At 66.1% G+C, this 24,225-nt stretch carries 18 protein-coding genes; 7 read left to right on the forward strand and 11 right to left on the reverse strand.

Going from position 1 to position 24,225, the window contains the following annotated elements; translation table 11 throughout:
- The first annotated feature begins 65 nt into the window (after nucleotides 1-65).
- A complete protein-coding gene (locus OU999_16870) occupies nucleotides 66-1,346 on the forward strand; it encodes an MFS transporter (GenBank protein ID WAC25460.1) in 1,281 nt (426 codons plus the stop codon).
- 181 nt (nucleotides 1,347-1,527) lie between these two features.
- Here OU999_16870 and OU999_16875 read toward each other — a convergent pair whose 3' ends face one another.
- From OU999_16875 to purB, 8 genes are all read right to left on the reverse strand, one after another.
- Entirely contained in the window at nucleotides 1,528-2,856 is a 1,329-nt protein-coding gene (locus OU999_16875; protein ID WAC23386.1) for a bifunctional folylpolyglutamate synthase/dihydrofolate synthase, read from the reverse strand.
- A 178-nt stretch (nucleotides 2,857-3,034) separates the two neighbouring features.
- Nucleotides 3,035-3,892 carry an acetyl-CoA carboxylase, carboxyltransferase subunit beta gene (gene accD / locus OU999_16880; GenBank protein ID WAC23387.1) on the reverse strand — a complete coding sequence of 286 codons (858 nt, stop codon included), beginning with the start codon at nucleotides 3,890-3,892 and terminating at the stop codon, nucleotides 3,035-3,037.
- Between the two features lie 14 nt (nucleotides 3,893-3,906).
- Nucleotides 3,907-4,710 (reverse strand): tryptophan synthase subunit alpha, encoded by an 804-nt coding sequence (gene trpA, locus OU999_16885; protein WAC23388.1) that lies wholly within the window; start codon nucleotides 4,708-4,710, stop codon nucleotides 3,907-3,909.
- 193 nt (nucleotides 4,711-4,903) lie between these two features.
- Complete coding sequence (gene trpB / locus OU999_16890) at nucleotides 4,904-6,148, reverse strand: tryptophan synthase subunit beta (GenBank protein WAC23389.1); 1,245 nt, start codon at nucleotides 6,146-6,148, stop codon at nucleotides 4,904-4,906.
- Complete coding sequence (locus OU999_16895; protein ID WAC23390.1) at nucleotides 6,123-6,776, reverse strand: phosphoribosylanthranilate isomerase; 654 nt, start codon at nucleotides 6,774-6,776, stop codon at nucleotides 6,123-6,125. The genes trpB and OU999_16895 overlap by 26 nt, the downstream gene beginning before the upstream one ends.
- A gap of 120 nt (nucleotides 6,777-6,896) precedes the next feature.
- Entirely contained in the window at nucleotides 6,897-7,571 is a 675-nt protein-coding gene (gene pyrF / locus OU999_16900; protein WAC23391.1) for an orotidine-5'-phosphate decarboxylase, read from the reverse strand.
- Between the two features lie 29 nt (nucleotides 7,572-7,600).
- Nucleotides 7,601-7,927 (reverse strand): hypothetical protein, encoded by a 327-nt coding sequence (locus tag OU999_16905; protein ID WAC23392.1) that lies wholly within the window; start codon nucleotides 7,925-7,927, stop codon nucleotides 7,601-7,603.
- 118 nt (nucleotides 7,928-8,045) lie between these two features.
- Nucleotides 8,046-9,356 carry an adenylosuccinate lyase gene (gene purB / locus OU999_16910; GenBank protein ID WAC23393.1) on the reverse strand — a complete coding sequence of 437 codons (1,311 nt, stop codon included), beginning with the start codon at nucleotides 9,354-9,356 and terminating at the stop codon, nucleotides 8,046-8,048.
- A gap of 203 nt (nucleotides 9,357-9,559) precedes the next feature.
- Here purB and OU999_16915 point away from each other — a divergent pair, with 203 nt between their 5' ends.
- Nucleotides 9,560-11,911, forward strand: coding sequence for a transketolase (locus OU999_16915; protein ID WAC23394.1), 2,352 nt, complete (start codon nucleotides 9,560-9,562; stop codon nucleotides 11,909-11,911).
- A 73-nt stretch (nucleotides 11,912-11,984) separates the two neighbouring features.
- A complete protein-coding gene (locus OU999_16920; GenBank protein ID WAC23395.1) occupies nucleotides 11,985-15,323 on the forward strand; it encodes a PAS domain-containing hybrid sensor histidine kinase/response regulator in 3,339 nt (1,112 codons plus the stop codon).
- 5 nt (nucleotides 15,324-15,328) lie between these two features.
- On the opposite strand, the gene OU999_16925 is transcribed toward OU999_16920, so the two are convergent.
- Entirely contained in the window at nucleotides 15,329-15,949 is a 621-nt protein-coding gene (locus OU999_16925) for a response regulator transcription factor (protein WAC25461.1), read from the reverse strand.
- Entirely contained in the window at nucleotides 15,946-17,901 is a 1,956-nt protein-coding gene (gene acs / locus OU999_16930; GenBank protein ID WAC23396.1) for an acetate--CoA ligase, read from the reverse strand. Before acs ends, OU999_16925 begins: the two co-directional genes overlap by 4 nt.
- 188 nt (nucleotides 17,902-18,089) lie before the next feature.
- On the opposite strand from acs, the gene OU999_16935 reads away from it, so the two are divergent.
- Together OU999_16935 and OU999_16940 are read left to right on the forward strand one after the other, a co-directional pair.
- Nucleotides 18,090-19,487 (forward strand): DcaP family trimeric outer membrane transporter, encoded by a 1,398-nt coding sequence (locus tag OU999_16935; protein WAC23397.1) that lies wholly within the window; start codon nucleotides 18,090-18,092, stop codon nucleotides 19,485-19,487.
- Between the two features lie 26 nt (nucleotides 19,488-19,513).
- Nucleotides 19,514-21,184 (forward strand): MFS transporter, encoded by a 1,671-nt coding sequence (locus tag OU999_16940; GenBank protein ID WAC23398.1) that lies wholly within the window; start codon nucleotides 19,514-19,516, stop codon nucleotides 21,182-21,184.
- Between the two features lie 97 nt (nucleotides 21,185-21,281).
- Here OU999_16940 and OU999_16945 read toward each other — a convergent pair whose 3' ends face one another.
- Nucleotides 21,282-21,725, reverse strand: a complete 444-nt coding sequence (locus OU999_16945) for a MarR family winged helix-turn-helix transcriptional regulator (protein WAC23399.1) — start codon at nucleotides 21,723-21,725, stop codon at nucleotides 21,282-21,284.
- Nucleotides 21,726-21,801: 76 nt separating this feature from the next.
- On the opposite strand from OU999_16945, the gene OU999_16950 reads away from it, so the two are divergent.
- Nucleotides 21,802-23,247: an aldehyde dehydrogenase gene (locus tag OU999_16950; GenBank protein ID WAC23400.1), complete on the forward strand. Its 1,446-nt coding sequence runs from the start codon at nucleotides 21,802-21,804 to the stop codon at nucleotides 23,245-23,247.
- A gap of 126 nt (nucleotides 23,248-23,373) precedes the next feature.
- Complete coding sequence (locus tag OU999_16955; GenBank protein ID WAC23401.1) at nucleotides 23,374-24,210, forward strand: p-hydroxycinnamoyl CoA hydratase/lyase; 837 nt, start codon at nucleotides 23,374-23,376, stop codon at nucleotides 24,208-24,210.
- The last annotated feature ends 15 nt before the right edge of the window (nucleotides 24,211-24,225 follow it).

Raw genomic sequence — 24,225 nt, forward strand, 5'->3', positions numbered from 1 at the left:
ATTGCATGAACGATAACGCCGCCGGGATCGCGCCCGAAGTCACGGGTTGGCGCGCCTCGCTGCCGATGGGCCTCAGGCCCTATACCGAGGCTGCACCGCTGGCCGCATTGTTCCTGGGTATTTCCTCGGGCTTTCCCTTCGCGATGATCGCCGCGACGCTGTCCACCCGGCTGGCCCAGTCGGGGATCGAAAAGTCGACCGTCACTGCCTTTGCGCTCACGTTCCTTGCTTATAATTTCAAATGGCTCTGGGCACCGATCATCGATGCGGTGAAGCTGCCGCTGATCGGGCGGCTGGGCCAGCGCGTCTCGTGGCTGATCCTGTGCGCGGTGCTGGTGATGGTCGCGATCATGAACCTGGGGCTGGCCGATCCGGAGGCGGATATCGCCAGCGTTGCCGTCGCCGCGATCCTGGTCGGCGTGGCGGGCGCAACCTTCGATATCGTGATCGACGCCTATCGCATCGAACTGCTCGAGCCGCATCAGCTGGGCGTGGGATCGGGGATGAGCCAATATGGCTGGCGCATCGGAGCCGCGCTCGCAGGGTCAGTGGCGCTGATCGTCGCGGCGCGCAGCGACTGGAGCACGGCCTATATCGCGGTGTCGTTCTTCGGCCTGTTCGCGGTGATCACCGGGCTGGTGATGGGCGAACCGGCGCGGCGGCAGGAACCCAAGCCCCTGAAGGGTCCGGTTGCCGCCGCGATCGCCTATGTCAGCCCGCTGGCCGAGTTCTTCAAGCGCTCCGGCGCGCTCGTCGTGCTGCTGTTCGTGCTGGTCCACAAGATCGGCGACACGCTCGCCAACCTGACGCTGCGGCTGCTGTTCGAGGATCTGGGCTTCACCAATGACGAGCTGGCGATCTACGATGTCGGCCTCGGCTTCTGGGCGCTGCTGGCGGGCATTTTTGTCGGCGGTATGCTCTATGCGCGGCTGGGCATGAAGCGCTCGGTGCTGATCAGCCTGATCCTGATGGCGGTGTCGAACCTGGCCTTTGCCGGGCTCGCCAGTGTCGGCCATAACACCTGGGCGATGGCCGGCGCGATGGGCTTCGAGAATTTCGCCAGCGGCATCGGCGGGGTGTGCGTGGTCGCCTATCTCTCGGCTTTGTGCAATCTGGAGTTCACCGCGACGCAGTTCGCGCTGCTTTCCGCCGCCGCCAGCATCACCGGACGGTTCCTCACCGGAACGCTGGCGGGCGGCATGATCGAGCAGCTGGGCTTCACCAATTTCTATCTGGTGACGACGGTGGCCGCGCTGCCGGGTGTGCTGCTGTTCTGGTGGATGATGGCGAGCGGCCTGGTGGATCGGTCGCTGGGGACGGCTGGGACCGAGGAGAACGGGGCTTAGTCAGGATCAATGCGCAAATATTTCCGCGTTCCCGAGCCCTTCGGCTGCTGGCAAGCCAGCCGCTCAGGATGAACTTCTCGGCAAAGCCGAGAAGTCGAGGGACGTATGCGCTATATTTTCCGAACACGTACCTCGACTTCGCTCGGGACAAACGGATGGGGTGTCATAGGCACTCGCCTATTCAATCAGGTTCTTGCCCGTTCGCCTTGAGCACTTCGCCCGCGAGATAGAGCGAGCCCGCGATCAGCACCGGCGCCGCTTCATGCTCCGCCAGCCGCGCCATCGCCGCTGCGACATCCGCCGCCGCCTCGACCTCGATCCCCGAGGTAAGGCATTGCTGAAACGCATCGGCATCGTGCCATTCATGCCCGGGCACCGGCAGCGCGGTGACGCTGGCGAGATAGGGCTCCAGCGGGCCCAGCAGCGCGCCGGGCTGCTTGTTCGACAGCATGCCGATGATCAGATGCACCTTTCCGCCCATCGCGGACACGTGCCGCGCCAGCGCCGCGCCGGCATCCGGATTGTGCCCGCCATCGAGCCATACGGGCTCGCCGGTGCCCAGCAACCGGGTGAGCGGGCCGGGGTTCAGCCGCTGCATCCGCGCGGGCCATTCGGCCCAGCCCATCGCGGCGCTGAGCGCGCTGTCGGGGATGGCAAGTGCGCTTTGGTGGCGGATCATGGCGATGGCGAGCGCGGCGTTATCCGCCTGATGCTCGCCGGGCAGGCGCGGCAGCGGCAGGCTGAGCCGTCCGTCGACATCGCGATAGTGCAGCCGCCCCTGATAGAGCGCGGCGTCCCAGTCCTCGCCGCGCGCCTTGACATAGGCCCCGGCGCGCATCGCCTGGCCGGCAATCGCGCCCATCATGCCGATGGCATATTTCTGGATGACGAGCGGCACGCCCTGCTTGGCGATCCCTGATTTCTCGAAAGCGATGCGTTCCAGCGGAACCTCGGGCGTGCCCTTTTCGGGCGCGAGCAGGAACGCCTCGTGGTCGATGCCCAGCGCCGCTATGCCGCACACGGCCGGCGCGGGCAGCACGTTGGTCGCATCCAGCCTGCCGCCCAGGCCCACCTCGATCACACAGGCATCGGCGGGCGTCTCCGCAAAGGCGAGAAACGCAGCGGCGGTCGTGACCTCGAAAAAGCTGGCGCTGATCCCCTCTGCAATGTCGAGCACTCGCGCGAGATAATCGGCCAGCGCCTCGTCGTCGATCAGCCGTCCGGCGAGCCGAATCCGCTCGTTGAAGCGCACCAGATGCGGGCTGGTATAGACATGGGCGACATGGCCCGAAGCCTCGATTGCGGCGCGCAGGAACGCGCAGGTCGATCCCTTGCCGTTGGTGCCCGCGACATGGAAGACGGGGGGCAGACGGTGGTGCGGATTGCCCAGCCGGGCGAGCAGTTCGGTGATCCGCTCCAGCCCCAGCACGTCGCGCCCTGGCGACAGCGCCGCGAGCCGGTCCAGCTGGGTCTGGACGCCAGCATGCGTGGAAATGGCGTGGTCCATCACCCTTTCCCCTCCTGCTTGCGGGAGGGGCAGGTCCGGCTTGCCGGACCGGGGTGGGCAGGGAGAACGGAAGCCGCAAGGCGCGGCTGCGCCTCGCTCCCACCCCGCCCTTCGGGCACCCCTCCCGCAAGCGGGAGGGGAGAGGGTGCGGGCGAAGATTGACGGCTGAACCCCGCCAGTTTCACGCTGCCGCCTTGGCCGCCATCAGATAATCGATCACGCTGCCCAGCCGTTCGCGCAGGTCCTTGCGCTCGACCACCATGTCGAGCATCCCGTGCTCGAGCAGATATTCGGAGCGCTGGAAGCCCTCGGGCAGCTTTTCGCGGATCGTCTGCTCGATCACGCGCTGGCCCGCAAAGCCGATCAGCGCATTGGGCTCGGCCATCTGCACATCGCCCAGCATTGCATAGCTGGCGGTGACGCCCCCGGTGGTGGGGTCGGTCAGCACGACGATATAGGGCAGGCCCGCCGCGTGCAGACGGCTGATCGCCACGGTGCTGCGCGGCATCTGCATCAGCGACAAGATGCCTTCCTGCATGCGCGCGCCACCGGCTGCGGTGAAGATGACATAGGGGCATTTTTCGGCAATCGCGCGCTCGGTGCCGCGAATGAACGCCTCACCCACCGCCATGCCCATCGATCCGCCCATGAAGGCGAAATCCTGCACGCCGACCACGGCCTTGTGGCCCTGGATGCGGCCCAGCGCATTGGTGAGCGCATCGGTCGCGGTGCCCGCCGCACGTGCGGCCTTGATGCGGTCGACATATTTCTTGCTGTCGCGGAACTTGAGCGGGTCTTCCTTGACCACCGGCGCGGGCAGCTCTTCCCAGATCTTGTCGTTGAACAGCATCGCAAAGCGCGCCTGCGCCCCGATCCGCTCATGATGGCCGCATTTGGGGCAGACCGAGAGATTGTCCTCGAACTCCTTGGCGAACACCATTTCGCCGCAGGCCTTGCACTTGTGCCACAGGTTGTCGGGCGTGGTGTCGCGCTTGGCGATCAGGGGGATCGAATTGCGGACGCGGCTGAACCAGCTCATGGGGGATGCTCCTATCAGGCGTTCGTTGTGGCGCGCGCCGTGGCGATCGCGTCGCTGAGGCTGCGGATATAATCGCGTACCGGGCCTGCCGCTGCCGCGCCATGTTCGGCGACGATCTCAACAATCGCGCTGCCGACGACGACGCCATCGGCAACGCGCGCGATGGCGGCGGCCTGCTGCGGCGTGCGCACGCCAAAGCCGACCGCGACGGGCAGGTCGGTCGAGGCCTTGAGGCGCGTTACCGCTTCCTCGATGCTCGCCTGCACCGCCTGCTGCTTGCCGGTGATCCCGGCGACCGAAACATAATAGAGGAAGCCGCCTGCACCTTCGAGCACGGCGGGCAGACGTGCTGCATCGGTGGTCGGCGTGGCAAGGCGGATTGGCGCGATGCCCTTGGCGCGGAGAGCCGGGCCAAGCGCCGCGTCTTCTTCCGCCGGAATATCGACGCAGATCACGCCATCGACACCCGCTGCGGCAGCGGCATCGGCAAACCATTCGGGTCCGCGGCGGGTCATCGGGTTGGCATAGCCCATCAGCACCAGCGGCACATTGGGGTGACGGGCGCGAAAATCGGTGGCGATCTGCAGGATGTCGGCGGTCTTGGTTCCCGCCGCCAGTGAACGCAGGTTCGCCGCCTGGATCGCGGGACCATCGGCCATCGGATCGGTAAACGGCATCCCGAGCTCGATCACATCCGCGCCGCCCTCGACCAGCGCGTCGAGGATCGCGGGCGTGGACGCAGCGTCAGGATCGCCAGCCGTGACGAAGCACACAAGCGCCGCGCGGTCGGCGGGGAAGGCGGAAGAGAGGCGGGTCATTGGATGACTGACCTATGACGAGACCGGTGACGAATGAGAAAAGTCGCGGCGGCACCGACTGCGACAGCACCAGCTATAGCAAGGGCCCTCTCAAAACTCGCTGGCCACCCAAAAATAAAATGCGTTGAGGCAGTCAACAAGATTGCAGCCAAGCCATGAGCCAGTGCTTTGCCAATTAGACCAAACATCATGCCTACATCTCCACCCCAAGCTTGTCCGCCACGGTGAAAATATCCTTGTCCCCCCGCCCGCACAGGTTAGCGAGGATGATCGCATCGCGGTCCATCGTAGGAGCGACCTTTGCCACGGCAGCGATCGCGTGCGCAGGTTCCAGCGCGGGGATGATGCCTTCGGTGCGGCAGAGCAGCTGGAAGGCGTCCAATGCCTCGTCATCGGTGATCGCGGTATATTCGACCCGGCCCATGTCCTTGAGCCAGGCGTGCTCGGGGCCGATGCCGGGATAATCGAGGCCCGCGCTGATCGAATGGCCCTCGGTGATCTGGCCGTCCTCGTCCTGCAAAAGATAGGTCTTGTTGCCGTGCAGGATGCCGGGGAAGCCGCCGAGCAGGCTGGCTGCGTGCTGATCGCCATCAAGGCCGTATCCAGCGGCTTCGACGCCCAGCATCCGCACATCGGGATCGTCGAGGAAGGGGTGGAACAGGCCCAGCGCATTCGATCCGCCGCCGATGGCTGCAACGAGCAGGTCGGGCAGGCGATTGATGCGGCTCAGCATCTGCGCGCGCGCCTCCTTGCCGATCACGCTCTGGAAATCGCGGACCAGCTCAGGGTACGGGTGCGGGCCAGCGGCGGTGCCGATGATGTAGAAGGTGTCGTGGACATTGGCGACCCAGTCGCGCAATCCCTCATTCATCGCGTCCTTGAGCGTCGCCGCACCCGACGTGACGGGGACGACCTCCGCGCCCAAGAGCTTCATGCGGAACACATTGGGCTGCTGCCGCGCGACATCGGTCGCGCCCATATAGATCACGCAGGGCAGGCCGAAGCGCGCGCACACGGTCGCGGTGGCGACACCATGCTGGCCCGCGCCGGTTTCCGCGATGATCCGCGTCTTGCCCATGCGCATCGCGAGCAGGATCTGGCCGATGCAGTTGTTGATCTTGTGCGCGCCGGTATGGTTGAGTTCGTCGCGCTTGAACCACACTTGCGCGCCCTTGCCTTCGGGGGCATCTTTCCGCAGTTCCTCGGTCAGCCGCTCGGCATAATAAAGCGGGCTGGGGCGGCCGACATAATGTTCGAGCAGGTCGTCAAACTGCGCCTGAAAGGCCGGATCGGCCTTGGCCGCGCGATAGTGCTTCTCCAGATCGAGCACCAGAGGCATCAGGGTTTCTGCAACATAGCGCCCGCCATACTGGCCGAAATGGCCCTGTGCGTCGGGTTGATTGCGATAGCTGTTAAGCTGGGTTGCGGTGTTGGTCATGATCGCGAACCGCTTGGCAAAAGCGGGCGATCTTGTCCATATCTTTGACTCCCGGCTCGCTCTCCACACCCGATGAGACATCGACCAGCGGGGCCTTGGTCGCGACCAGCGCAAAGCGCACATTGTCGGGGTCGAGCCCGCCCGCCAGGCCCCAGGGCAGGTGGTGCTGGTGACCGGCGAGCAGCGACCAGTTGGCCACGGTGCCATTGCCGCCGGGCAAGGCCTGGGCCGGGGAATCGAACAGCAGCCGGTCGGCCTGGCCATCGAAGCGGCGGGCATTGACGAGCGTTTCTGCGCTGCGCAGGCCCAGCGCCTTCCACACCTCCACCTTCATGTGCTGCTTCACGATGCCCAGCCATTCGGGCTTTTCGGAGCCATGGAACTGGATGACATCGGGCCGCACGGTGCGATAGGCGCGCTGGGTGAGCTCGGGCGAGGCGTTGACCAGAAGCAGCACGACCTGCACGTGGTCGGGCGTCCGGCGGCGCAGCTCGGCGGCCTGTTCGAGTGTCACATGGCGCGGGCTTCTTTCGAAATGCACCAGCCCGATATGGCTCGCGCCCTCGCGCGCCGCGGTATCGATGGCGGCTTCGGTGGAAAGGCCACAGATCTTGATTAGCGTGGTCATGCTACCTTCGTTTCCCGTTTCTCGTCATTCCCGCGAACGCGGGAATCCGGCATGGGTGCAAACTATCGCAGAAGCGGGACCCCCGCGTTCGCGGGGGGAACGCGCAATATGGGGGAATTTCTACAGCGTCGCCATGATGTCGCGTGCGGCCTGGTCGGGATCGTCCGCGCGCGCGATCGGGCGGCCGATGACCAGCACCGATGCGCCTGCATCGCGCGCCTGGCGCGGGGTGACGGCGCGCTTCTGGTCGCCCAGCACGGCGCTCGCCGGACGCACGCCGGGGACGACGAAAAAGCCGTCGCGCCACTGGTGCCGCACCGCGCCGACCTCCTGGCCCGAACAGACGATGCCGTCGAGCCCGGCCTCATGCGCCAGTTCCGCCAGCCGCAGCACATTGTCATGCGCAGTCCCTGAATAGCCGATCCGGGCGACGTCGCTGTCGTCCAGGCTGGTGAGCATTGTGACGGCGACGACCTTGGTATGCGCGCCAGCCGCCGCCTTGGCATCTTCCATCATCGCGCGGCCCCCGGCGGCATGGATGGTGACGATCGCCGGCTCCAGCACATGGATGGCCTGCATCGCGGCGGCGACGGTATTGGGAATGTCGTGCAGCTTGAGGTCGAGAAAGATCGGAAGCCCCAGCTTGGCGATCTCGTGCACGCCGTGATGGCCATGGGCGCAGAAGAATTCCAGCCCCAGCTTTACCCCGCCGATATGGCTGCGCACCTGCTGCACCAGAGCGGAGGCGCGCGCCAGATCGGGAAGATCGACCGCGAGATAGATGGGATTGGACATGATGAAAACGTGACCCCTGTTATGATCCTTCAGACCGACCGCAGCGCAGGTTCCGGCTCGGCGGGAACTTCGGCGACCGGCGATGGCGCGCTCGCCTGTGCCGGGACCGATGCTGCGCGCGCCTGGTTGGCCTCCAGCGTGATGATGCGGCGTTTCAGCCGCCAGCTGGCGGTGCGATGATAGGCCCAGAGCGGAACGAAGCCCGCCAGAAAGGTCAGCATCAGCAGCACCGGCAGCTTGGTGACCAGCTGCAATCCGCCCCACAGGTCGACCGTGACGGCCTGCCAGTTATTATACGCGAAAACGACGAACACCACCGCGACCATGATGAGCATCAGCGTCTTCAGAAACTGCATGACCGCCCAGTCTCTCTCAAGTCCAGCCTCCTTCAAGTCCTGCCCGCGTCCCGGCGGTCGATGGGACAGCATAGGGGCATTATCCCGGCTTGACCAGCCTCGGGCCAGCTAGCCAGGTTCAGCCGAAAACCCGCGCAAAGATCGTGTCGACATGCTTGAAATGGTAATCGAGGTTGAACTTCTCCTCGATCTCCTCTGCCGAGAGTGCCGCCGTGACCTCTGCATCGGCCTTGAGCAGTTCGAGCAGCGATAGCGCGCCGTCCGATTCCCACACCCTCATCGCGTTGCGCTGGACCAGGCGATAGGCGTCCTCGCGGCTGACCCCGGCCTGGGTGAGCGCCAGCAGCACGCGCTGCGAGTGGACAAGCCCGCCCATCTTGTCGAGATTCTTCTGCATCCGCTCAGGGTAAACGAGCAGCTTGTCGACCACCCCGGTCAGGCGCGCCAGCGCGAAGTCGAGCGTGATCGTCGCATCCGGTCCGATATAGCGCTCGACCGAGCTGTGCGAGATATCGCGCTCGTGCCAAAGTGCCACGTTCTCCATCGCCGGGATGGCGGCGCTGCGCACCATGCGGGCCAGGCCGGTCAAGTTCTCGGTCAGCACCGGGTTGCGCTTGTGCGGCATGGCCGAAGAGCCCTTCTGGCCGGGGGAGAAATATTCCTCCGCCTCCAGCACCTCGGTGCGCTGCAAGTGGCGCACTTCGGTCGCCAGCCGCTCGATCGACGAGGCGATGACGCCCAGCGTCGCGAAATACATGGCGTGGCGGTCGCGAGGGATGACCTGGGTCGAAACGGGCTCGAGCGCCAGGCCGAGCTTCTTGGCGACATGCGCTTCGACGCGCGGGTCGATATTGGCGAAGGTACCGATCGCGCCCGAAATCGCGCAGGTGGCGATCTCGGCGCGCGCGGCCTTCAGGCGGGCGCGGCAGCGGTCGAATTCGGCATAGGCTTGGGCAAGCTTGAGGCCGAAAGTGGTCGGCTCGCCATGGATGCCGTGGCTGCGGCCGATGGTCGGCGTGTATTTGTGCTCCATCGCGCGGCGCTCGATCGCGGCGAGCAGCGCGTCCATGTCTTCGAGCAGGATGTCGGTGGCGCGGGCGAGCTGGACGGCCAGGCACGTATCGAGCACGTCCGAGCTGGTCATGCCCTGGTGCATGAAGCGCGCCTCGTCGCCGACCTGTTCGGCCACCCAGGTCAGAAAGGCGATGACATCGTGCTTGGTGACCGCCTCGATGGCGTCGATCGCGGCGACATCGATGACCGGGTTGGTCGCCCACCAGGCCCAGAGCGCCTTGGCGGCGGACTTGGGCACCACGCCGATCTCGGCCAGCGCGTCGGTGGCGTGCGCCTCGATCTCGAACCAGATGCGGAACTTCGCCTCAGGCTCCCAGATGGCGGTCATTTGCGGGCGGGCATAACGGGGGACCATAAGCTGTCCTTGCGACAAGAGGCGAGATTGGGACGCGCGCAGGCGACCCCGGCGAGTCCGCCGCGCAGCTAGCAGCAAGCCGCCAAGGGTTCAACCGGCGGCAACCCCGCGTTGTCGTTCGCGGCACGAAAATGCTGGATGATCGTCATCGGTTTCGGGCATGGGAGGAACACGATTCCCCCGATCCGAAGCAAAGGCCCGCCATGGTCATAGATACTGTAACCACCGAAAGCCGCGCTGAAACCGTCCGGCTGCTGACCGAGATCGAACAGCGGCTGCGCTGGCTGTCGTCCTGGATGATCCACAACGCCAACAATATTCGCGAAAAGCGCGATGGATTGAAGGTCGGCGGACATCAGGCGAGCTGCGCGTCGATGACCGCGATCATGGCGGCGCTCTATTTCCACGCGCTGCGCCCGCAGGACAAGGTGGCGGTCAAGCCGCATGCAGGACCCGTGCTACACGCGATCCACTATCTGCTCGACGAGCAGACGCGCGAGAAGATGGAGCGCTTTCGCGGGCTGGGCGGCGTGCAGAGCTATCCTTCGCGCACCAAGGACAGCATTCCGGTGGATTTCTCGACCGGCTCGGTGGGCCTCGGTGTGGCGATCACCGCGTTTTCGTCGCTGGTGCAGGACTATCTGATCGCGCACGGCCAATTGCGCGAGGAGCAATCGGGGCGGATGATCGCGCTGATGGGCGATGCCGAACTCGACGAAGGCAATATCTACGAGTGCCTGATCGAAGGGTACAAGCACGACCTGCGCAACTGCTGGTGGATCGTCGACTATAACCGCCAGTCGCTTGATGCGACCACCGCCGACCGCATGTTCCGCCGCTTCGACGATATCTTCGAGACCTGCGGCTGGCGCGTCGTCACCCTGAAGCATGGCAAGCTGCAGCGCGCGGCGTTCAAGCGGCCCGGCGGCAAGGCGCTGGAGGACTGGATCGAGACCTGCCCCAATGCCGATTTTGCCGCGCTGACCTATCTCGGCGGCGCGGCATGGCGCGAGCGGCTGATGCACGATATCGGCAAGAAGCGCGGGGTGGCCGAGCTGCTCGGCTCGTTCGACGATTCAGGGCTGGCGCAGCTGATGACCAATCTGGGCGGGCACTGTATCGAGACGCTGCTCGACGCGTTCGACAGCATGGATGACGAGCGCCCGACGCTGCTGATCGCCTATACCGTCAAGGGTTTCGGCCTGCCGCTCGCCGGGCACAAGGACAACCATTCGGGCATGATGAACGGGGCCCAGATCGAGGGTTTCCGCGATGCGCTGGGCATCGCACCGGGCGAGGAATGGGGCAAATGGTCGGGGCTGGGCGACAATCTCGCCAGCGCATTGAAGGCTTTCGTCTCCGACTCCCCGATCGCGCGCAAACAGGCCGAATATGCCGCGCCTGCGATCCCGCTGCCCGACCGGCTGCCCGTGCCCGAAGGGGCCGAGCAATCCACTCAGGCCGCGTTCGGCAAGATCCTGCACGATCTCGCCAAGTCCGATGCGCCGCTGGCCGACCGGCTGGTCACCACCGCGCCCGATGTGACGCAGACGACGAACCTTGGCGCGTTCGTCAATCAGCGCGGGCTGTTCCGGCGGCAGGAACTGGCCGATGTGTTCCAGCGCGTGAAAATCCCCTCGGCGCAGAAATGGGCGGCGCACCGCGCGGGCCAGCATATCGAGCTCGGCATTGCCGAGAACAATTTCTTCCTCGCGCTCGCGGCTCTGGGCCTGTCCGCCCCGCATTTCGGCACGCGGCTGATGCCGGTGGGCACGGTCTATGATCCGTTCATCGCGCGCGGGCTCGATGCGCTCAATTACGGCTGCTACCAGGATTCGCGCTTCCTGCTGGTCGGCACGCCTTCGGGCATCACGCTGGCGGGCGAAGGCGGCGCACACCAGTCGATCAACACGCCGCTGATCGGCATGGGCCAACCGGGGCTGGAAAGCTTCGAACCGGCGTTCGCCGATGAGGTCGCGCTGATGATGGCTTTCGCGTTTGCGCATATGCAGGCAGACGATGGCGCGTCGGTCTATCTCAGGCTCACCACCCGCGTCATCGAACAGGTCCAGCGTCGCGACAGCGCCTGGGAGGCAGAGGCGCTTGCCGGCGCCTATTGGCTGCGCGAGCCTGCGCCGGGGGCCGAGGCCGCGATCGCCTATTGCGGCGCGGTCGCTCCGGAAGCGCTGGCGGCCTGGGATGCGTTGAAGGACGACATTCCCGGCCTCGGCCTGCTCGCGGTGACCTCGCCCGACCGGCTGCACCGCGACTGGTCTGCAGAACGCTCGGCGCGCTGGACCGGAAATCCCGGCGGCCAGAGCCATGTCGCCAGGCTGCTGGGGGCACTCGCACCGAGTGCGGGCCTGGTCACCGTGCTCGACGGATCGCCCGCAGCCTTGTCCTGGCTCGGCGGCGTCCGCGGTCACCGCGTCAGCCCGCTCGGCACCGACCGCTTCGGCCAGACCGGCGACCTGCCCGACCTGTACCGCACCTACCGGCTCGACCGCGAGGCGATTATCGATGCGATGGCGGAGCTGTTCGTCGGGCGCGATTGACCGCGCTTGCCCCGCTGACATAGGGTAGCGCCTCACGAGCCCGACCGGGCCGGGGGAGGAGCTTGCCGGTGCCATGAGCCTGCCGTCTGCGGCATTTATCGGGCTTGCCGTCATCCTGCTGCTGTTCGCGGTCGCGGCGCTGGTGGAGCGGCGCGCCGGCGAGGCGCAGCGCTGGCCCTGGTTGCGCCAGCTGGCCTATACGCTGGCGCTGGGGGTCTATTGTTCCAGCTGGACCTTCTATGGCGCGGTGGGCAGCATCGTGCGCGATGGCTGGTTCTACCTGCCGATCTATCTCGCGCCGATCTGCCTGTTGCTGCTCGCCCCGCGCTTCCTCAAGCGGCTGGCCCAGGCGGTGGCGGAGGAACAGGCGACCACCGTGTCCGATTTCATCGCCGCGCGCTTCGGCCATGACAATGGCGTGGCGCGGCTGGTGACGCTGATCGCGCTGGTCGGCACCATCCCCTATGTCGCGCTGCAATTCCGTTCGATCGGCGGGGGGCTGTCGCTCGCCTCTGGCCGCCCGATTGCCGATGCGGCGATGATCGGTGCCGCGCTGCTGCTCGCCTTGTTCGCGATCCTGTTCGGCGCGCGCCGCTATGAGCTCGCCGGGCGCAGCGAGGGGCTGGTCTACGCCATCGGCCTGGAATCGGTGATCAAGATCGTCGCGCTCACGGCAGTGGCGGCGGTGGCGGTGCTGCTACTTTCGGGGGCGGACGCGGGCGCGGTCGATCGCGGCGCGGCGCTGATTGCCGAGAATTTCCGGCCCGAGCGGCTTTCGGTCGAGTTCGCGGTCATCTTCCTCATCTCGCTGATGGCGATCATCGCGCTGCCCCGGCAATTCTATATGGGCCTGGTCGAGGCGCAGGACAGCGGCGCGCTGCACCGGGCGCGGTTGGGGCTGGCTGCCTATCTTGCCGTGATGGCAGTGATGGCGCTGCCCATTGCGCTGGCGGGCGCGAGCATGGTGCAGGCAGAAGCCGGAGCGGACCTGTATGTGCTGCAAATCCCGGCGCTGGCGGGCAGCAACGCGGTGCTGGTACTGGCGCTGGTCGGCGGTATCAGCGCGGCGGCATCGATGGTCATCGTCGATTCCACTGCGCTCGCCACCATGGTCTCGAACGACCTGATCTTTCCCGCGCTGCTGCAGCGCGACCGCTCCGACGCGGCCGAGGGTGCATTCGGACGGCGCATGCTGCGCGTGCGGCGCGCCTCGATCCTGGGCATCGTCGCCGCCTCGCTCGCCTGGGCGCTGCTGATCCCGGCGGAGAACACGCTGGCCTCGATCGGCCTCGTCGCCTTTGCCGCGATGGCGCAGTTCACCCCGCATCTTATCCTGGCGACGCAGGGCGGCGGGCGCGATGCGCTGGCGGCGCGGGTGAGCCTGGGCATAGGCTTTGCCCTGTGGCTTTACACGCTCGCCCTCCCGCCGATCCTGCCCGGTGGCTGGATGATGGCGCTGCAAGGCACGCTGGCCGATCCGATGCGGCTGTTCGGCATCGGCAATGCCTCGCCGCTGGTGCATGGCGTGGCGTGGAGCCTGGGGTGCAACCTCGTCGCCTATAGCCTGGTTGCCGCGCGCAAGGTGCAGGCCCGGCCCTTGCTGTGGCAACTGCGCGGGGCGCAGAAGATCAGCGATCTGGATGATCTCGCCCGGCTGACCGCCAGCTTTGTCGGGACCGAGCGCGCGCTGGCCGAATTTCCCGATGCAGCGCCGGGCGTCGCGATCACTCGTGCCGCCGCGCAGCGCGCACGCGATCTGATCGCCCGCGTGGTGGGGGCATCCTCGGCGCGCGCTCTGGTCGCCTCGGCACTGGCGGGCAGCCAGATGAGCCTTGCCGATGTGACGCGCCTGCTCGGCGAGCGCGGTCAGTCGCTCCGCTTTTCGCGCGAGCTGCTGGCGGCGACGTTTGAAAATGTCGATGCCGGGATCAGCGTGGTCGATGCCGAGATGAACCTGATCGCGTGGAACAGCCAGTATCTCGACATATTCGGCTATCCGCCCGGGCTGGTGCGGGTGGGCACGCCGATCGCGGAGCTGATCCGCTACAATGCGCGGCTCGGCGATTTCGGCTCGGAGGATATCGAGCATCATGTGGACAAGCGGCTGATGCACATGCGCCGCGGCCAGCCGCACAGCTTCGAGCGGCAGCGCAAGGACGGGCGCGTGATCAAGACCGTGGGCGGGCCGATGCCCGGCGGCGGCTATGTCACCAGCTTCACCGATATCAGCGACGAGGCGCGGATGCGCGACGAGCTCGAGCGCACGCTCGCCGAGCTGGAACAGCGCGTTGCCGACCGCACGCAGGAGCTGAGCAGCGCCAACCGCCAGCTGGCTGAGGCGACGCGCGACAAGACGCGCTTTCTGGCGGCGGCAAGCCATGATCTTTTGCAGCCGTTGCACGCCGCGCGGTTGTTCACTGCGGCGCTGACCCGCGATGCCGAGCCGGGCACGCAGATGCTGGCACGCCGGATCGACAGCGCGATCGGAGCGGCCGACGGGCTGATCCGCGCGCTGCTCGACATCAGCCGGCTCGATGCAGGCGGGGTGGAGCCGAGCCCCGAACCGGTGGCGCTGGCGCCCTTCCTGACCGACCTGGTCGAAAGCTTCGCGCCCATGGCGGACGACAAGGCGCTGGCGCTGCGGATCGGTACGCTTGGCGGAGACGTGCATACCGACCCTGGCCTGTTGCGGTCGATCCTGCAGAATTTCCTGTCCAACGCGCTGCGCTACACGCCTGAAGGGGGCGTCCTGGTCGGCACGCGGCGGCGCGGCGGGCGCATCCGCATCGACATTGTCGATACCGGGGTGGGCATCGCGGCGGATCAGATCGACACGATCTTTGCCGAGTTCACCCGGCTGGGTGCGGTCGAGGCCGAAGGGCTGGGGCTGGGCCTGGCGCTGTCGGAACGGATTGCGCGGCTGCTGGGCGGGGTGATCGAGGTGCGCTCGGTCCCCGGCAAGGGCAGCCGGTTCAGCCTGTCGCTGCCTGCCGCCGCCGCGCACCGTGCCCCTGCGCCAGCGCAGCCCATGCCGCTCGCCAGTGCGCGGGGCCAGGCGCTCAAGGTGCTGGTGATCGACAATGATCCGCTGATCGTCGAGGGCACCGTGAGCCTGCTGACGCTGCTCGGCCATCGGGTGACCGGGGCAGGCGATCCGGACACCGCGCTGGCGCTGGCCGGGCCGTTTGATGCGGCATTGGTCGATTTTCACCTGGGTGCGGCCATCGACGGGCTGGCGCTGATCGCCGCATTGCGCGCCCGGCACCCGGCGCTGCCCGCCGCTTTGGTGACCGCACAGGGCTCGCCCGACGTCGCACGGCGGGCGGCCGACATGGGCGTGGTGCTGATCGCCAAGCCGGCAGGCGCGGACCTGATCGGCGGGTTTCTGGCGTCGGTCGCTGGAGCGCGCTAACCGGCCTAGTGCTTGAGGTCCAGTCCCAGCGAGCGGGCGACCAGCGCGGCCTGGGTGCGGTTCTGCACGCCCAGCTTGCGCATGATCGTCGTCATGTGCGCCTTCACCGTCGCCTCGCTCATGGCCAGGTCGTGCGCGATCTGCTTGTTGAGCTTGCCGTCGATGACCTCGCGCAGCACGCGCAGCTGGGTAGGGGTGAGTCCGGCGACGTCCTGTGGCAGCGGCTCAGGCGTGCCGACAGGTGCCGCGGCAGGAGCGCGCCCGCCCAGGGCTCGCGCGATCGCCGCTTCGATGGTGTCGAGATCGCTGTCCTTTGACAGGAAGCCGACGGCGCCCAGCTGCCGCGCTTCTTCGGCGACCGCGGCCCCTTCGGCGCTGGACACCACCAGAATCGGCACTTCGGGCCGCTCGGCATGCAGCATGGCAATGCCCGAATAGCCCATCGCGCCGGGCATCTTGAGGTCGAGCAGGATGAGACGCAGACCCTCAGCCGTGCTCGCGGCGGCTGCGGCGGCGGCCAGCGTTCCGGTTTCCAGGATCTGCGCCTGCGGAGCGACCCGGCTGACCGCCAGGACCAGCGCCTGGCGGAACAGCGGGTGGTCATCCGCGATCAGGATCGTTTCTATGTCGCGTCTGCCATTTGCGGTCTGCCCGCGACAAGATGCTCGACAACCTGGGGATCGGCAAGCGTCGATATATCGCCCAGGTTAGACAGGTCGTTCTCGCCAATCTTGCGCAGGATGCGGCGCATGATCTTGCCGCTGCGGGTCTTGGGCAGGGCGGGGGTGAACTGGATGATGTCGGGCGTGGCGATGGGGCCGATCTCGCGGCGGACCCATTGCACCAGATCGCGGCGCAGCTGCTCGTCGGGCTCGACCTCGACATTGGTGGTGACAAAGGCATAGATGCCCTGGCCCTTGACCGCATGCGGCATGCCGACCACAGCGGCCTCTGCCACCTTGGGATGCGCGACCAGCGCGCTTTCCACCTCGGCCGTGCCCATGCGATGGCCGGAGACGTTGATCACATCGTCGATGCGCCCGGTGATCCAGTAATAGCCATCCTCGTCGCGCTTGCAGCCATCGCCGGTGAAGTACAGCCCCTTGAAGGTGGTGAAATAGGTCTGGAAGAAGCGCTCGTGATCGCCCCAGACGGTGCGCATCTGGCCGGGCCAGCTGCGGTCGATGACCAGGCACCCTTCTCCTGCGCCCTCGATCACCTGGCCTTCATTGTCGAGCAGCAGCGGCTTTACCCCGAACATCGGGTTGGCGGCAGAGCCCGGTTTCAGCGCATGAGCGCCGGGCAACGGGGTCATCATGCACGCGCCGGTCTCGGTCTGCCACCAGGTGTCGACAATCGGGCAGCGGCTCTCGCCGACGACGCGGTGATACCATTCCCAGGCTTCGGGATTGATCGGTTCGCCCACCGATCCGAGCAGGCGCAAGGACTTGCGGCTAGTCTTCGTGACCCATTCGTCGCCCTCACGCATCAGCGCGCGCAGCGCGGTGGGGGCGCCGTAGAAGATCTCCACGCCGAACTTGTCGACGATCTGCCAGAAGCGGGATGGATCGGGCCATGTCGGCACGCCTTCGAACATCACCGTGGTCGCGCCGGTCATCAGCGGGGCGTAGACGACATAGCTGTGCCCGGTCACCCAGCCGACATCGGCGGCGCACCAGTAGATCTGGCCGGGGCGGTAATCGAAGACATATTGGAAGGTCATCGCCGCCCAGACGCTGTAGCCGCCGGTGGTGTGCAGCACGCCCTTGGGCTTGCCGGTGGAGCCCGAGGTATAGAGGATGAACAGCGGGTCCTCCGCGCCCATCTCCTCCGCCGGGCATTCGGCGGACTGGCCCGCGACGCCCCGCGCCCAGTCGATGTCGCGGCCCTCCACCATCGGCACGTCCGCCCCGGTGCGCTTCAAGACGATGACGGTCTCCACCGCCTCGCAATGATGGCCGAGCGCCGCATCGACATTGGCCTTCAAGGGCACGCGCTTGCCGCCGCGCAAGCCTTCATCGGCGGTGACGACGATGCGGCTGTCGCAATCCTGGATGCGCCCGGCGAGCGCCTCGGGCGAGAAGCCGGCGAACACCACCGAATGGATCGCGCCGATCCGCGCACAGGCGAGCATCGCGACGGCCGCTTCGGGCACCATCGGCAGGTAAAGGGTCACCCGCTCGCCCTTGCGCACGCCTTGCGCCTTGAGCAGATTGGCGAAACGGCAGACCTGTTCGTGCAGTTCGCGATAGGTGATCGCGCGCGAGGGCTCGTCCGGGCTGTCGGGCTCCCACAGGATCGCGACCGTGTCGCCGCGTTCGGCCAGGTGCCGGTCGAGGCAGTTGGCGGCGAGGTTGAGCGTGCCATCGGCAAACCAGCTGATGCCGAAATCGGCTTCATGGAAGCTTGCCTCGCTGACCCTGGTGAACGGCCTGATCCAGTCGATCCGCTGCGCTTCCTCGCGCCAGAAGGCGTCGGGCTGCTCGATCGAGCGTGCATAGCGCTCTTCATAGATCGGCGCGGTGATCAGCGCGTTGGCGGCCCAGTCGGCGGGCACGGGATAGATGCTCTCGGCCATTGTCACTCTCCTCATAAGGCTGCGTCTGAGGGCGCAGGGCTGAGCGCATGATAGGCCGCTCGCGGCGCGCCGGACCATTAGACAAAGGTCGTAGACCCTCGACCATGGTCGCTCTGGAAGGCGAGGCGCTTTCGGCAAAGACTGCAACGGCTACCGGGAGAACCCGGAGCGGGGTTGAGGAGAGCGCGATGCCAAGGGGTTATCGATCATGGGGAGCGGTTCTGCTGTCCGCCAGCGCGCTGGTCGCGCCGCAGATGGCGCAGGCGCAGACGGCGCGCGAAGCGGCGCTGGAAGAGCGGCTGGCCAGGCTGGAAACCGAAATGCAGGCGCTGCGCTCCGAGTTGAGCGCCGCCCGCAACGCGCAGGCAGAGACCGCCGCAGCGGCGACCGAGGCTGCCAGCCGCAGCGAGGAAGCGGTGACCCGGCTGGCCGCGCTCGAGGCCAAGCCGAGCGCGCCTGCCGAGGGCTTCCGCGTCGGCGGCACCACCTTCAAGCTGGGCGGCTTCGTCAAGGCCGTGGCGAGCGCGACGCGCTATGACGATGGCATGCTGGCTGGCGGATCGCTGGGCAAGGAATTCTACCTGCCGCAGCAGATCCCGGTCGGCGGCACATCGACCCGGGACTTCATGGCCAATGCGCGCCAGACGCGGCTGTTCTTCACCAGCTCGACCCCGGTGGCGGGCAAGGAACTGAAAAGCCATATCGAGTTCGACTTCGCGCTGGCGACGGCGCCGCCGGGCGCGCAGCGTGCGACCAATGCCTATACGCCAACGCTGCGCCGCGCCTTCCTCACCTACGACAAGTTCCTGATCGGTCAGGAATGGACCACCTTCCAGAACCCGGCGCTGCTGCCCGAGAGCACCGATTTCGTCGGGCCGCTGGAAGGCACGGTGTTCGTGCGGCAGATGATCGTCCAGTACCGCCAGCCGCTCAGCCCGGAGCTGGAACTGCATCTGGCGCTGGAAAATCCGCAGACAGAGACGGTCAACACCACCAATGCCGCGCTGGCCGATAACGACCAGGACCGCGTGCCCGATCTGGTTGCCAAGCTGGTCTACAAGCAGCCCAATCTGGACCTGCATGTCGCAGGACTGGTCCGCCAGCTTTCGGTGCATGATGGCGGCAGCAAAGATGACATGGTCGCCTGGGGCATTTCGGCAGGCGGCAAGTTTGCCTTCGGGCCGGACAAGCGCCACGATGTCCGCTTCAGCGCGACCTATGGCGATGGTATCGGTCGCTATCTCGGCCTCGGCTATGCGCCCGACGCGCTGTACGACCGCAATGTGCTGGGCAACCGGCTGATCAATGTCGGCAATTTCGCGGGCTTTGCCTCGCTCAAGCTTGGCTGGACGGGCAATCTGCGCTCGACCCTGGCGGTCGGCTACAGCCATGCCGACTATCCCGGCGGCATCACCGTGCCGGGGCTCGCCAATGTTTCCGCGTACAGCGCGGCGCTCAATCTCTTCTGGTCCCCGGTCAAGAATCTCGACATCGGCGTCGAAGTGCGTCACGCCGAGCGTGAAGTGGCCAATGGTCTGAAGGGGCAGATGGACCGCCTGGAGATGGCGGCAAAATACACCTTCTGAAGATACAAGCACAAGGAGTGGGTATTATGGCTACGGTATATGAGGATGCTTTACCCAAGCATCACCAGGCTACCCAGGGGGAGAAGCTGGTCATCGCCGCTTCCTCGCTGGGCACGGTGTTCGAATGGTATGATTTCTACCTATACGGCCTGCTGGCGACGTACATATCCGCCCAGTTCTTTTCGGGCGTGAACGAGACTACCGGCTTCATCTTCGCGCTGGCCGCCTTTGCCGCCGGTTTTGCCGTCCGCCCCTTCGGCGCATTGGTCTTCGGGCGCATTGGCGATCTGGTCGGGCGCAAGAACACCTTTCTTGTGACCATGGGCATCATGGGGCTTTCGACCTTCGCGGTCGGCCTGTTGCCCAGCTATGCCTCGATCGGCGTTGCCGCGCCGATCATCCTCATCCTGATGCGGCTGGCCCAGGGCCTGGCGCTGGGGGGCGAATATGGGGGCGCTGCCACCTATGTCGCCGAGCATGCGCCCGAAGGAAAGCGCGGGCTCTATACCAGCTGGATCCAGACCACGGCCACCTTCGGCCTGTTCGCGGCGCTGCTGGTGGTCATCGGCTTCCGCTTCGCGCTGGGGGAAGAAGCCTTTGCCGCATGGGGCTGGCGTCTGCCGTTCCTGATCTCGATCGTGCTGCTCGCGGTGTCAATGTGGATCCGGCTGCAGCTCAACGAAAGCCCGGTCTTCCAGAAGATGAAGGACGAGGGCACCACCTCCAAGGCGCCGCTGACCGAAGCGTTCGGCCAATGGGGCAACCTGCGCTGGGTGCTGGTCGCGCTGATGGGCGCGGTCGCGGGCCAGGCGGTGGTCTGGTATGCGGGGCAATTCTATGCGCTGTTCTTCCTGGAAAAGACCCTGAAGGTCGATGGCGCGACCGCCAATATCCTGATCGCGGTTGCGCTTGCCCTTGCCACGCCGTTCTTCGTCTTCTTCGGCTGGCTGTCGGACAAGATCGGCCGCAAGCCGATCATCCTGGGCGGATGTGCGCTGGCGGCGGTACTTTATTTCCCGCTGTTCGGCGCGCTGACCCAGGCCGCCAATCCGGTGCTGGCCCAGGCCCAGGCCTCGGCTCCGGTCACGATCAGCGCGCACCAGAATGAATGCTCGTTCCAGTTCGATCCGGTCGGCAAGAACACATTCGATTCCACCAGCTGCGACATCGCCAAGACCTATCTTGCCAAGGCGGGCGTCAGCTACAGCAATGCCGAAGCCGCAGCGGGCACGATCGCGACGGTGAAGGTGGGTGACAAGACGTTCACCGCCCCCGATGCCGCCAAGCTTTCGGGCGACGACAAGAAGGCCGCGATCAAGAGCTTCCAGGACGAGCTCAAGGCGGGCCTGATCACGGCGGGCTATCCCGAAAAGGCGGATACGGCGAAGATCAACAAGGTGGCCGTGATCGCGATCCTCTGGGCGCTGGCGATGCTGGTGACCATGGTCTACGGCCCGATTGCCGCGATGCTGGTGGAACTCTTCCCCAGCCGCATCCGCTACACCTCGATGTCACTGCCCTATCATATCGGCAATGGCTGGTTCGGCGGCTTCCTGCCGACCACGGCCTTCGCGATGGTCGCAGCCACCGGCAACATCTATTACGGCCTGTGGTACCCGGTCGTGGTGGCAGCCGCCACGGTGGTGATCGGCCTGATCTTCCTGCCGGAAACCTTCCGCCGCAACATCGACGATTAACAGAGCCCAACGAGGTCGCATCACCCTCATGCCAGCGTGTCGGTCCAGCCGGCACGCTGGTTTTTTGTTGCCCCGCTGCGGAGCGACCTCAGCCTGTTCAGCCGAGCGTGCGGATCTGGCGCAGCGCGGCCAGCAGCCTGCTGACATCCGCATCGCCGAACAGCGCCTGAAAGCGCTGCTCGTGCCGGTCGATGGCGCTGTGCGCCTCTTTGGCCAAGGCTTCGCCTGCAGGCGACAGGAACAGCGCCTGCGAGCGCCCGTCCACCGGCGCGCGATAAACCAGGTCGCGCTTGAACAGGCCCGCGATCAGCGGGACCATGTTCGCGCGCTTGATCGCCAGCAGCCGCCCGACATCGCTTTGCGTGCAGCCGGGGGATGATTCGATCACCAGCAGGATCGATGCCTCGACCGGGCGCAGGCCGGTTTCGCGCAGCGATGCGGACAGATCTGCCATCATCACCGATGATGCCCGCCGAAGCTGATAGCCGAGCAGTGCATCGAGCGGATCGTGCAGGGTCTGGTTGTGATCATTTTTGGCCATAAGCGGCTTTACCCGGATTGCATCGCCTCGCCAACATTGATATGCGACATATCAATTAAAGCAGAGGATGACCCGAATGTTCAAGACACCCCTGTCGATCGGCGGAAAAGCTGTCGATCATGGCGCCTGGTTCGAGCGGCTCGACCCGATGACCGGTGACATTGCTACCCAGGCTGTGGCCGCCACGCCCGACGATGCCAATGCCGCTGCAGATGCCGCACAGGCCGCCTTGCCGGGCTGGGCCGCGCTGGGGCCGGGCGCACGCCGCGCCGCGCTGACCCGCGCCGCCGACGCAATGGCCGCACGCGCCGGCGATTTCATCGCCGCAATGCAGGCAGAGACCGGATCGACGGCTGCCTGGGCCGGTTTCAACCATATGCTCGCGGTCAGCATCGTGCGCGAAGCCGCGGCGATGACGACACAGATCGGCGGAGAGGTGATCCCGTCGGACAAGCCGGGCTGCCTTGCCATGGCGATCCGCGAGCCTGCGGGCGTCGTGCTGGGCATCGCGCCGTGGAATGCACCGATCATCCTGGGCGTGCGCGCGATCGCCATGCCGCTGGCCTGTGGCAATACCGTGGTGCTCAAGGCGTCTGAACAGTGCCCCGAGACGCATGCCCTCATCGTGCAGTGCTTCATCGAGGCGGGGCTGGGCGACGGCATCGTCAACCTGATCACCAACGCGCCGCAGGACGCAGGCGAGGTGGTGGGCGCGCTGATCGATCATCCCGCCGTGCGCCGAATCAACTTCACCGGATCGACCGCTGTCGGCCGGATCATCGCTCGGCGCGCGGCCGATCATCTCAAGCCCTGCCTTCTCGAACTGGGCGGGAAGGCCCCGCTGATCGTGCTGGAGGATGCCGATCTGGACGAGGCGGTCAAGGCCGCGGCCTTTGGCGCGTTCATGAACCAGGGCCAGATCTGCATGTCGACCGAACGGATCATCGTCGTCGATGCGGTGGCCGACAGCTTTGTCGCGAAATTCTCCGCCAAGGTCGCGACGCTGGCCGTGGGCGATCCGCGCGAAGGCAAGGCGGCACTGGGCGCGGTGATCGATCGCAAGACGGTGAACCATGTCGACGAGCTGGTGCACGATGCATTGCAGGCAGGGGCGGTGCTGGCGAGCGGCGGCACCGCAGAGGGCGTGCTGATGCCTGCGCATGTCGTCGACCGGGTGACGCCCGCGATGCGGCTGTTCCGTGAAGAAAGCTTCGGCCCGGCGGTGGCGGTGGTGCGCGCGCGCGACGAGGCTGAGGCGATCGCGCTGGCCAACGATACCGAATATGGTCTGTCCGCCTCGGTCTTCACCCGCGACATCGCGCGCGGGCTCAAGGTCGCACGGCAGATCAAGTCGGGCATCTGCCATGTCAACGGGCCCACGGTGCATGATGAGGCGCAGATGCCCTTTGGCGGGGTCAAGGCCTCTGGCTATGGCCGCTTCGGCGGCAAGGCCGGGATCGATGCGTTCACCGAGCTGCGCTGGATCACGGTCGAAACCGAACCCGGCCATTATCCGATCTGATCCGCGACTGGGCCTCCGCATCATGACCCAGCCGATTATGGCCGCGCGCGGCGCGCTCCGCTGCGACCCAGTTTGGTTCGATTTCCAAGACATTTCCCGACATTTCAGCAGAAAGGGCCTGACCCGATGACCGAACGTACCGAAGAAGAAACCGTCGCCTATACCGTGGCGAACCGCATTGCGTGGGTGAAGTTCAACCGCCCGGAGAAGCGCAATTGCATGAGCCCCAAGCTCAACCGTCAGATGGGCCGGGTGCTTGATGAGCTTGAGTATCGCGAAGATGTCGGCGTGGTCGTGCTGACCGGCGAGGGCACGAGCTGGTCGGCTGGCATGGACCTCAAGGAATATTTCCGCGAGAACGAGGCGCTGGGCCTGGGCGCGACCCGCAAGGCGCAGCGCGAGGCCTATGGCTGGTGGCGGCGTCTGCGCTGGTACCAGAAGCCGACCATCGCGATGGTCAACGGCTGGTGCTTTGGTGGCGGCTATGGCCCGCTGTTCGGCTGCGATCTCGCCTTCGCGGCGGATGAGGCGACCTTTGGCCTGTCGGAGATCAACTGGGGCATCCTGCCCGGCGGCGGCGCGTCCAAGGTCGCGGTCGAGCTGATGCCGTTCCGCAAGGCCATGTACCACGCGATGATGGGCGAGAATATCGATGGCAGGACCGCCGCCGAATGGGGCCTGGTCAATGAATCGCTGCCGCTCGACCAGCTCCAGGCGCGGGTCGAAGAGGTGGCTAACGTGCTGCTGCAGAAAAATCCCGTGGCGCTCAAGGCAACCAAGGATGCGATCCGCCGCGTGCGCGAGATGAGCTATGACAATGCCGAGGATTTCCTGATCCGTGCGCAGGAAGCCGCGAACAGCTTTGACAATGATGGACGCAAGGAAGGCATCAAGCAGTTCATCGATGACAAGACCTACAAGCCGGGCCTTGGGGCCTATGCAATCAACAAGCAGCCAGCCTGATTCCGGAGCACCCTG

The organism is Blastomonas sp. SL216, assembly GCA_026625625.1.
GTDB lineage: Bacteria > Pseudomonadota > Alphaproteobacteria > Sphingomonadales > Sphingomonadaceae > Blastomonas.

Bases quoted from the DNA above. Each gene is read 5' to 3' on its own strand.
- purB (WAC23393.1), bottom strand. From the start codon at position 9,356: ATGGTCCCCCGTTATGCCCGCCCGCAAATGACCGCCATCTGGGAGCCT.
- OU999_16945 (WAC23399.1), bottom strand. From the start codon at position 21,725: ATGGCCAAAAATGATCACAACCAGACCCTGCACGATCCGCTCGATGCA.
- OU999_16920 (WAC23395.1), top strand. From the start codon at position 11,985: ATGAGCCTGCCGTCTGCGGCATTTATCGGGCTTGCCGTCATCCTGCTG.
- acs (WAC23396.1), bottom strand. From the start codon at position 17,901: ATGGCCGAGAGCATCTATCCCGTGCCCGCCGACTGGGCCGCCAACGCG.
- OU999_16955 (WAC23401.1), top strand. From the start codon at position 23,374: ATGACCGAACGTACCGAAGAAGAAACCGTCGCCTATACCGTGGCGAAC.
- OU999_16870 (WAC25460.1), top strand. From the start codon at position 66: ATGGGCCTCAGGCCCTATACCGAGGCTGCACCGCTGGCCGCATTGTTC.
- OU999_16950 (WAC23400.1), top strand. From the start codon at position 21,802: ATGTTCAAGACACCCCTGTCGATCGGCGGAAAAGCTGTCGATCATGGC.
- pyrF (WAC23391.1), bottom strand. From the start codon at position 7,571: ATGTCCAATCCCATCTATCTCGCGGTCGATCTTCCCGATCTGGCGCGC.
- OU999_16915 (WAC23394.1), top strand. From the start codon at position 9,560: ATGGTCATAGATACTGTAACCACCGAAAGCCGCGCTGAAACCGTCCGG.
- OU999_16905 (WAC23392.1), bottom strand. From the start codon at position 7,927: ATGCAGTTTCTGAAGACGCTGATGCTCATCATGGTCGCGGTGGTGTTC.
- OU999_16895 (WAC23390.1), bottom strand. From the start codon at position 6,776: ATGACCACGCTAATCAAGATCTGTGGCCTTTCCACCGAAGCCGCCATC.
- trpB (WAC23389.1), bottom strand. From the start codon at position 6,148: ATGACCAACACCGCAACCCAGCTTAACAGCTATCGCAATCAACCCGAC.
- accD (WAC23387.1), bottom strand. From the start codon at position 3,892: ATGAGCTGGTTCAGCCGCGTCCGCAATTCGATCCCCCTGATCGCCAAG.
- trpA (WAC23388.1), bottom strand. From the start codon at position 4,710: ATGACCCGCCTCTCTTCCGCCTTCCCCGCCGACCGCGCGGCGCTTGTG.
- OU999_16935 (WAC23397.1), top strand. From the start codon at position 18,090: ATGCCAAGGGGTTATCGATCATGGGGAGCGGTTCTGCTGTCCGCCAGC.
- OU999_16940 (WAC23398.1), top strand. From the start codon at position 19,514: ATGGCTACGGTATATGAGGATGCTTTACCCAAGCATCACCAGGCTACC.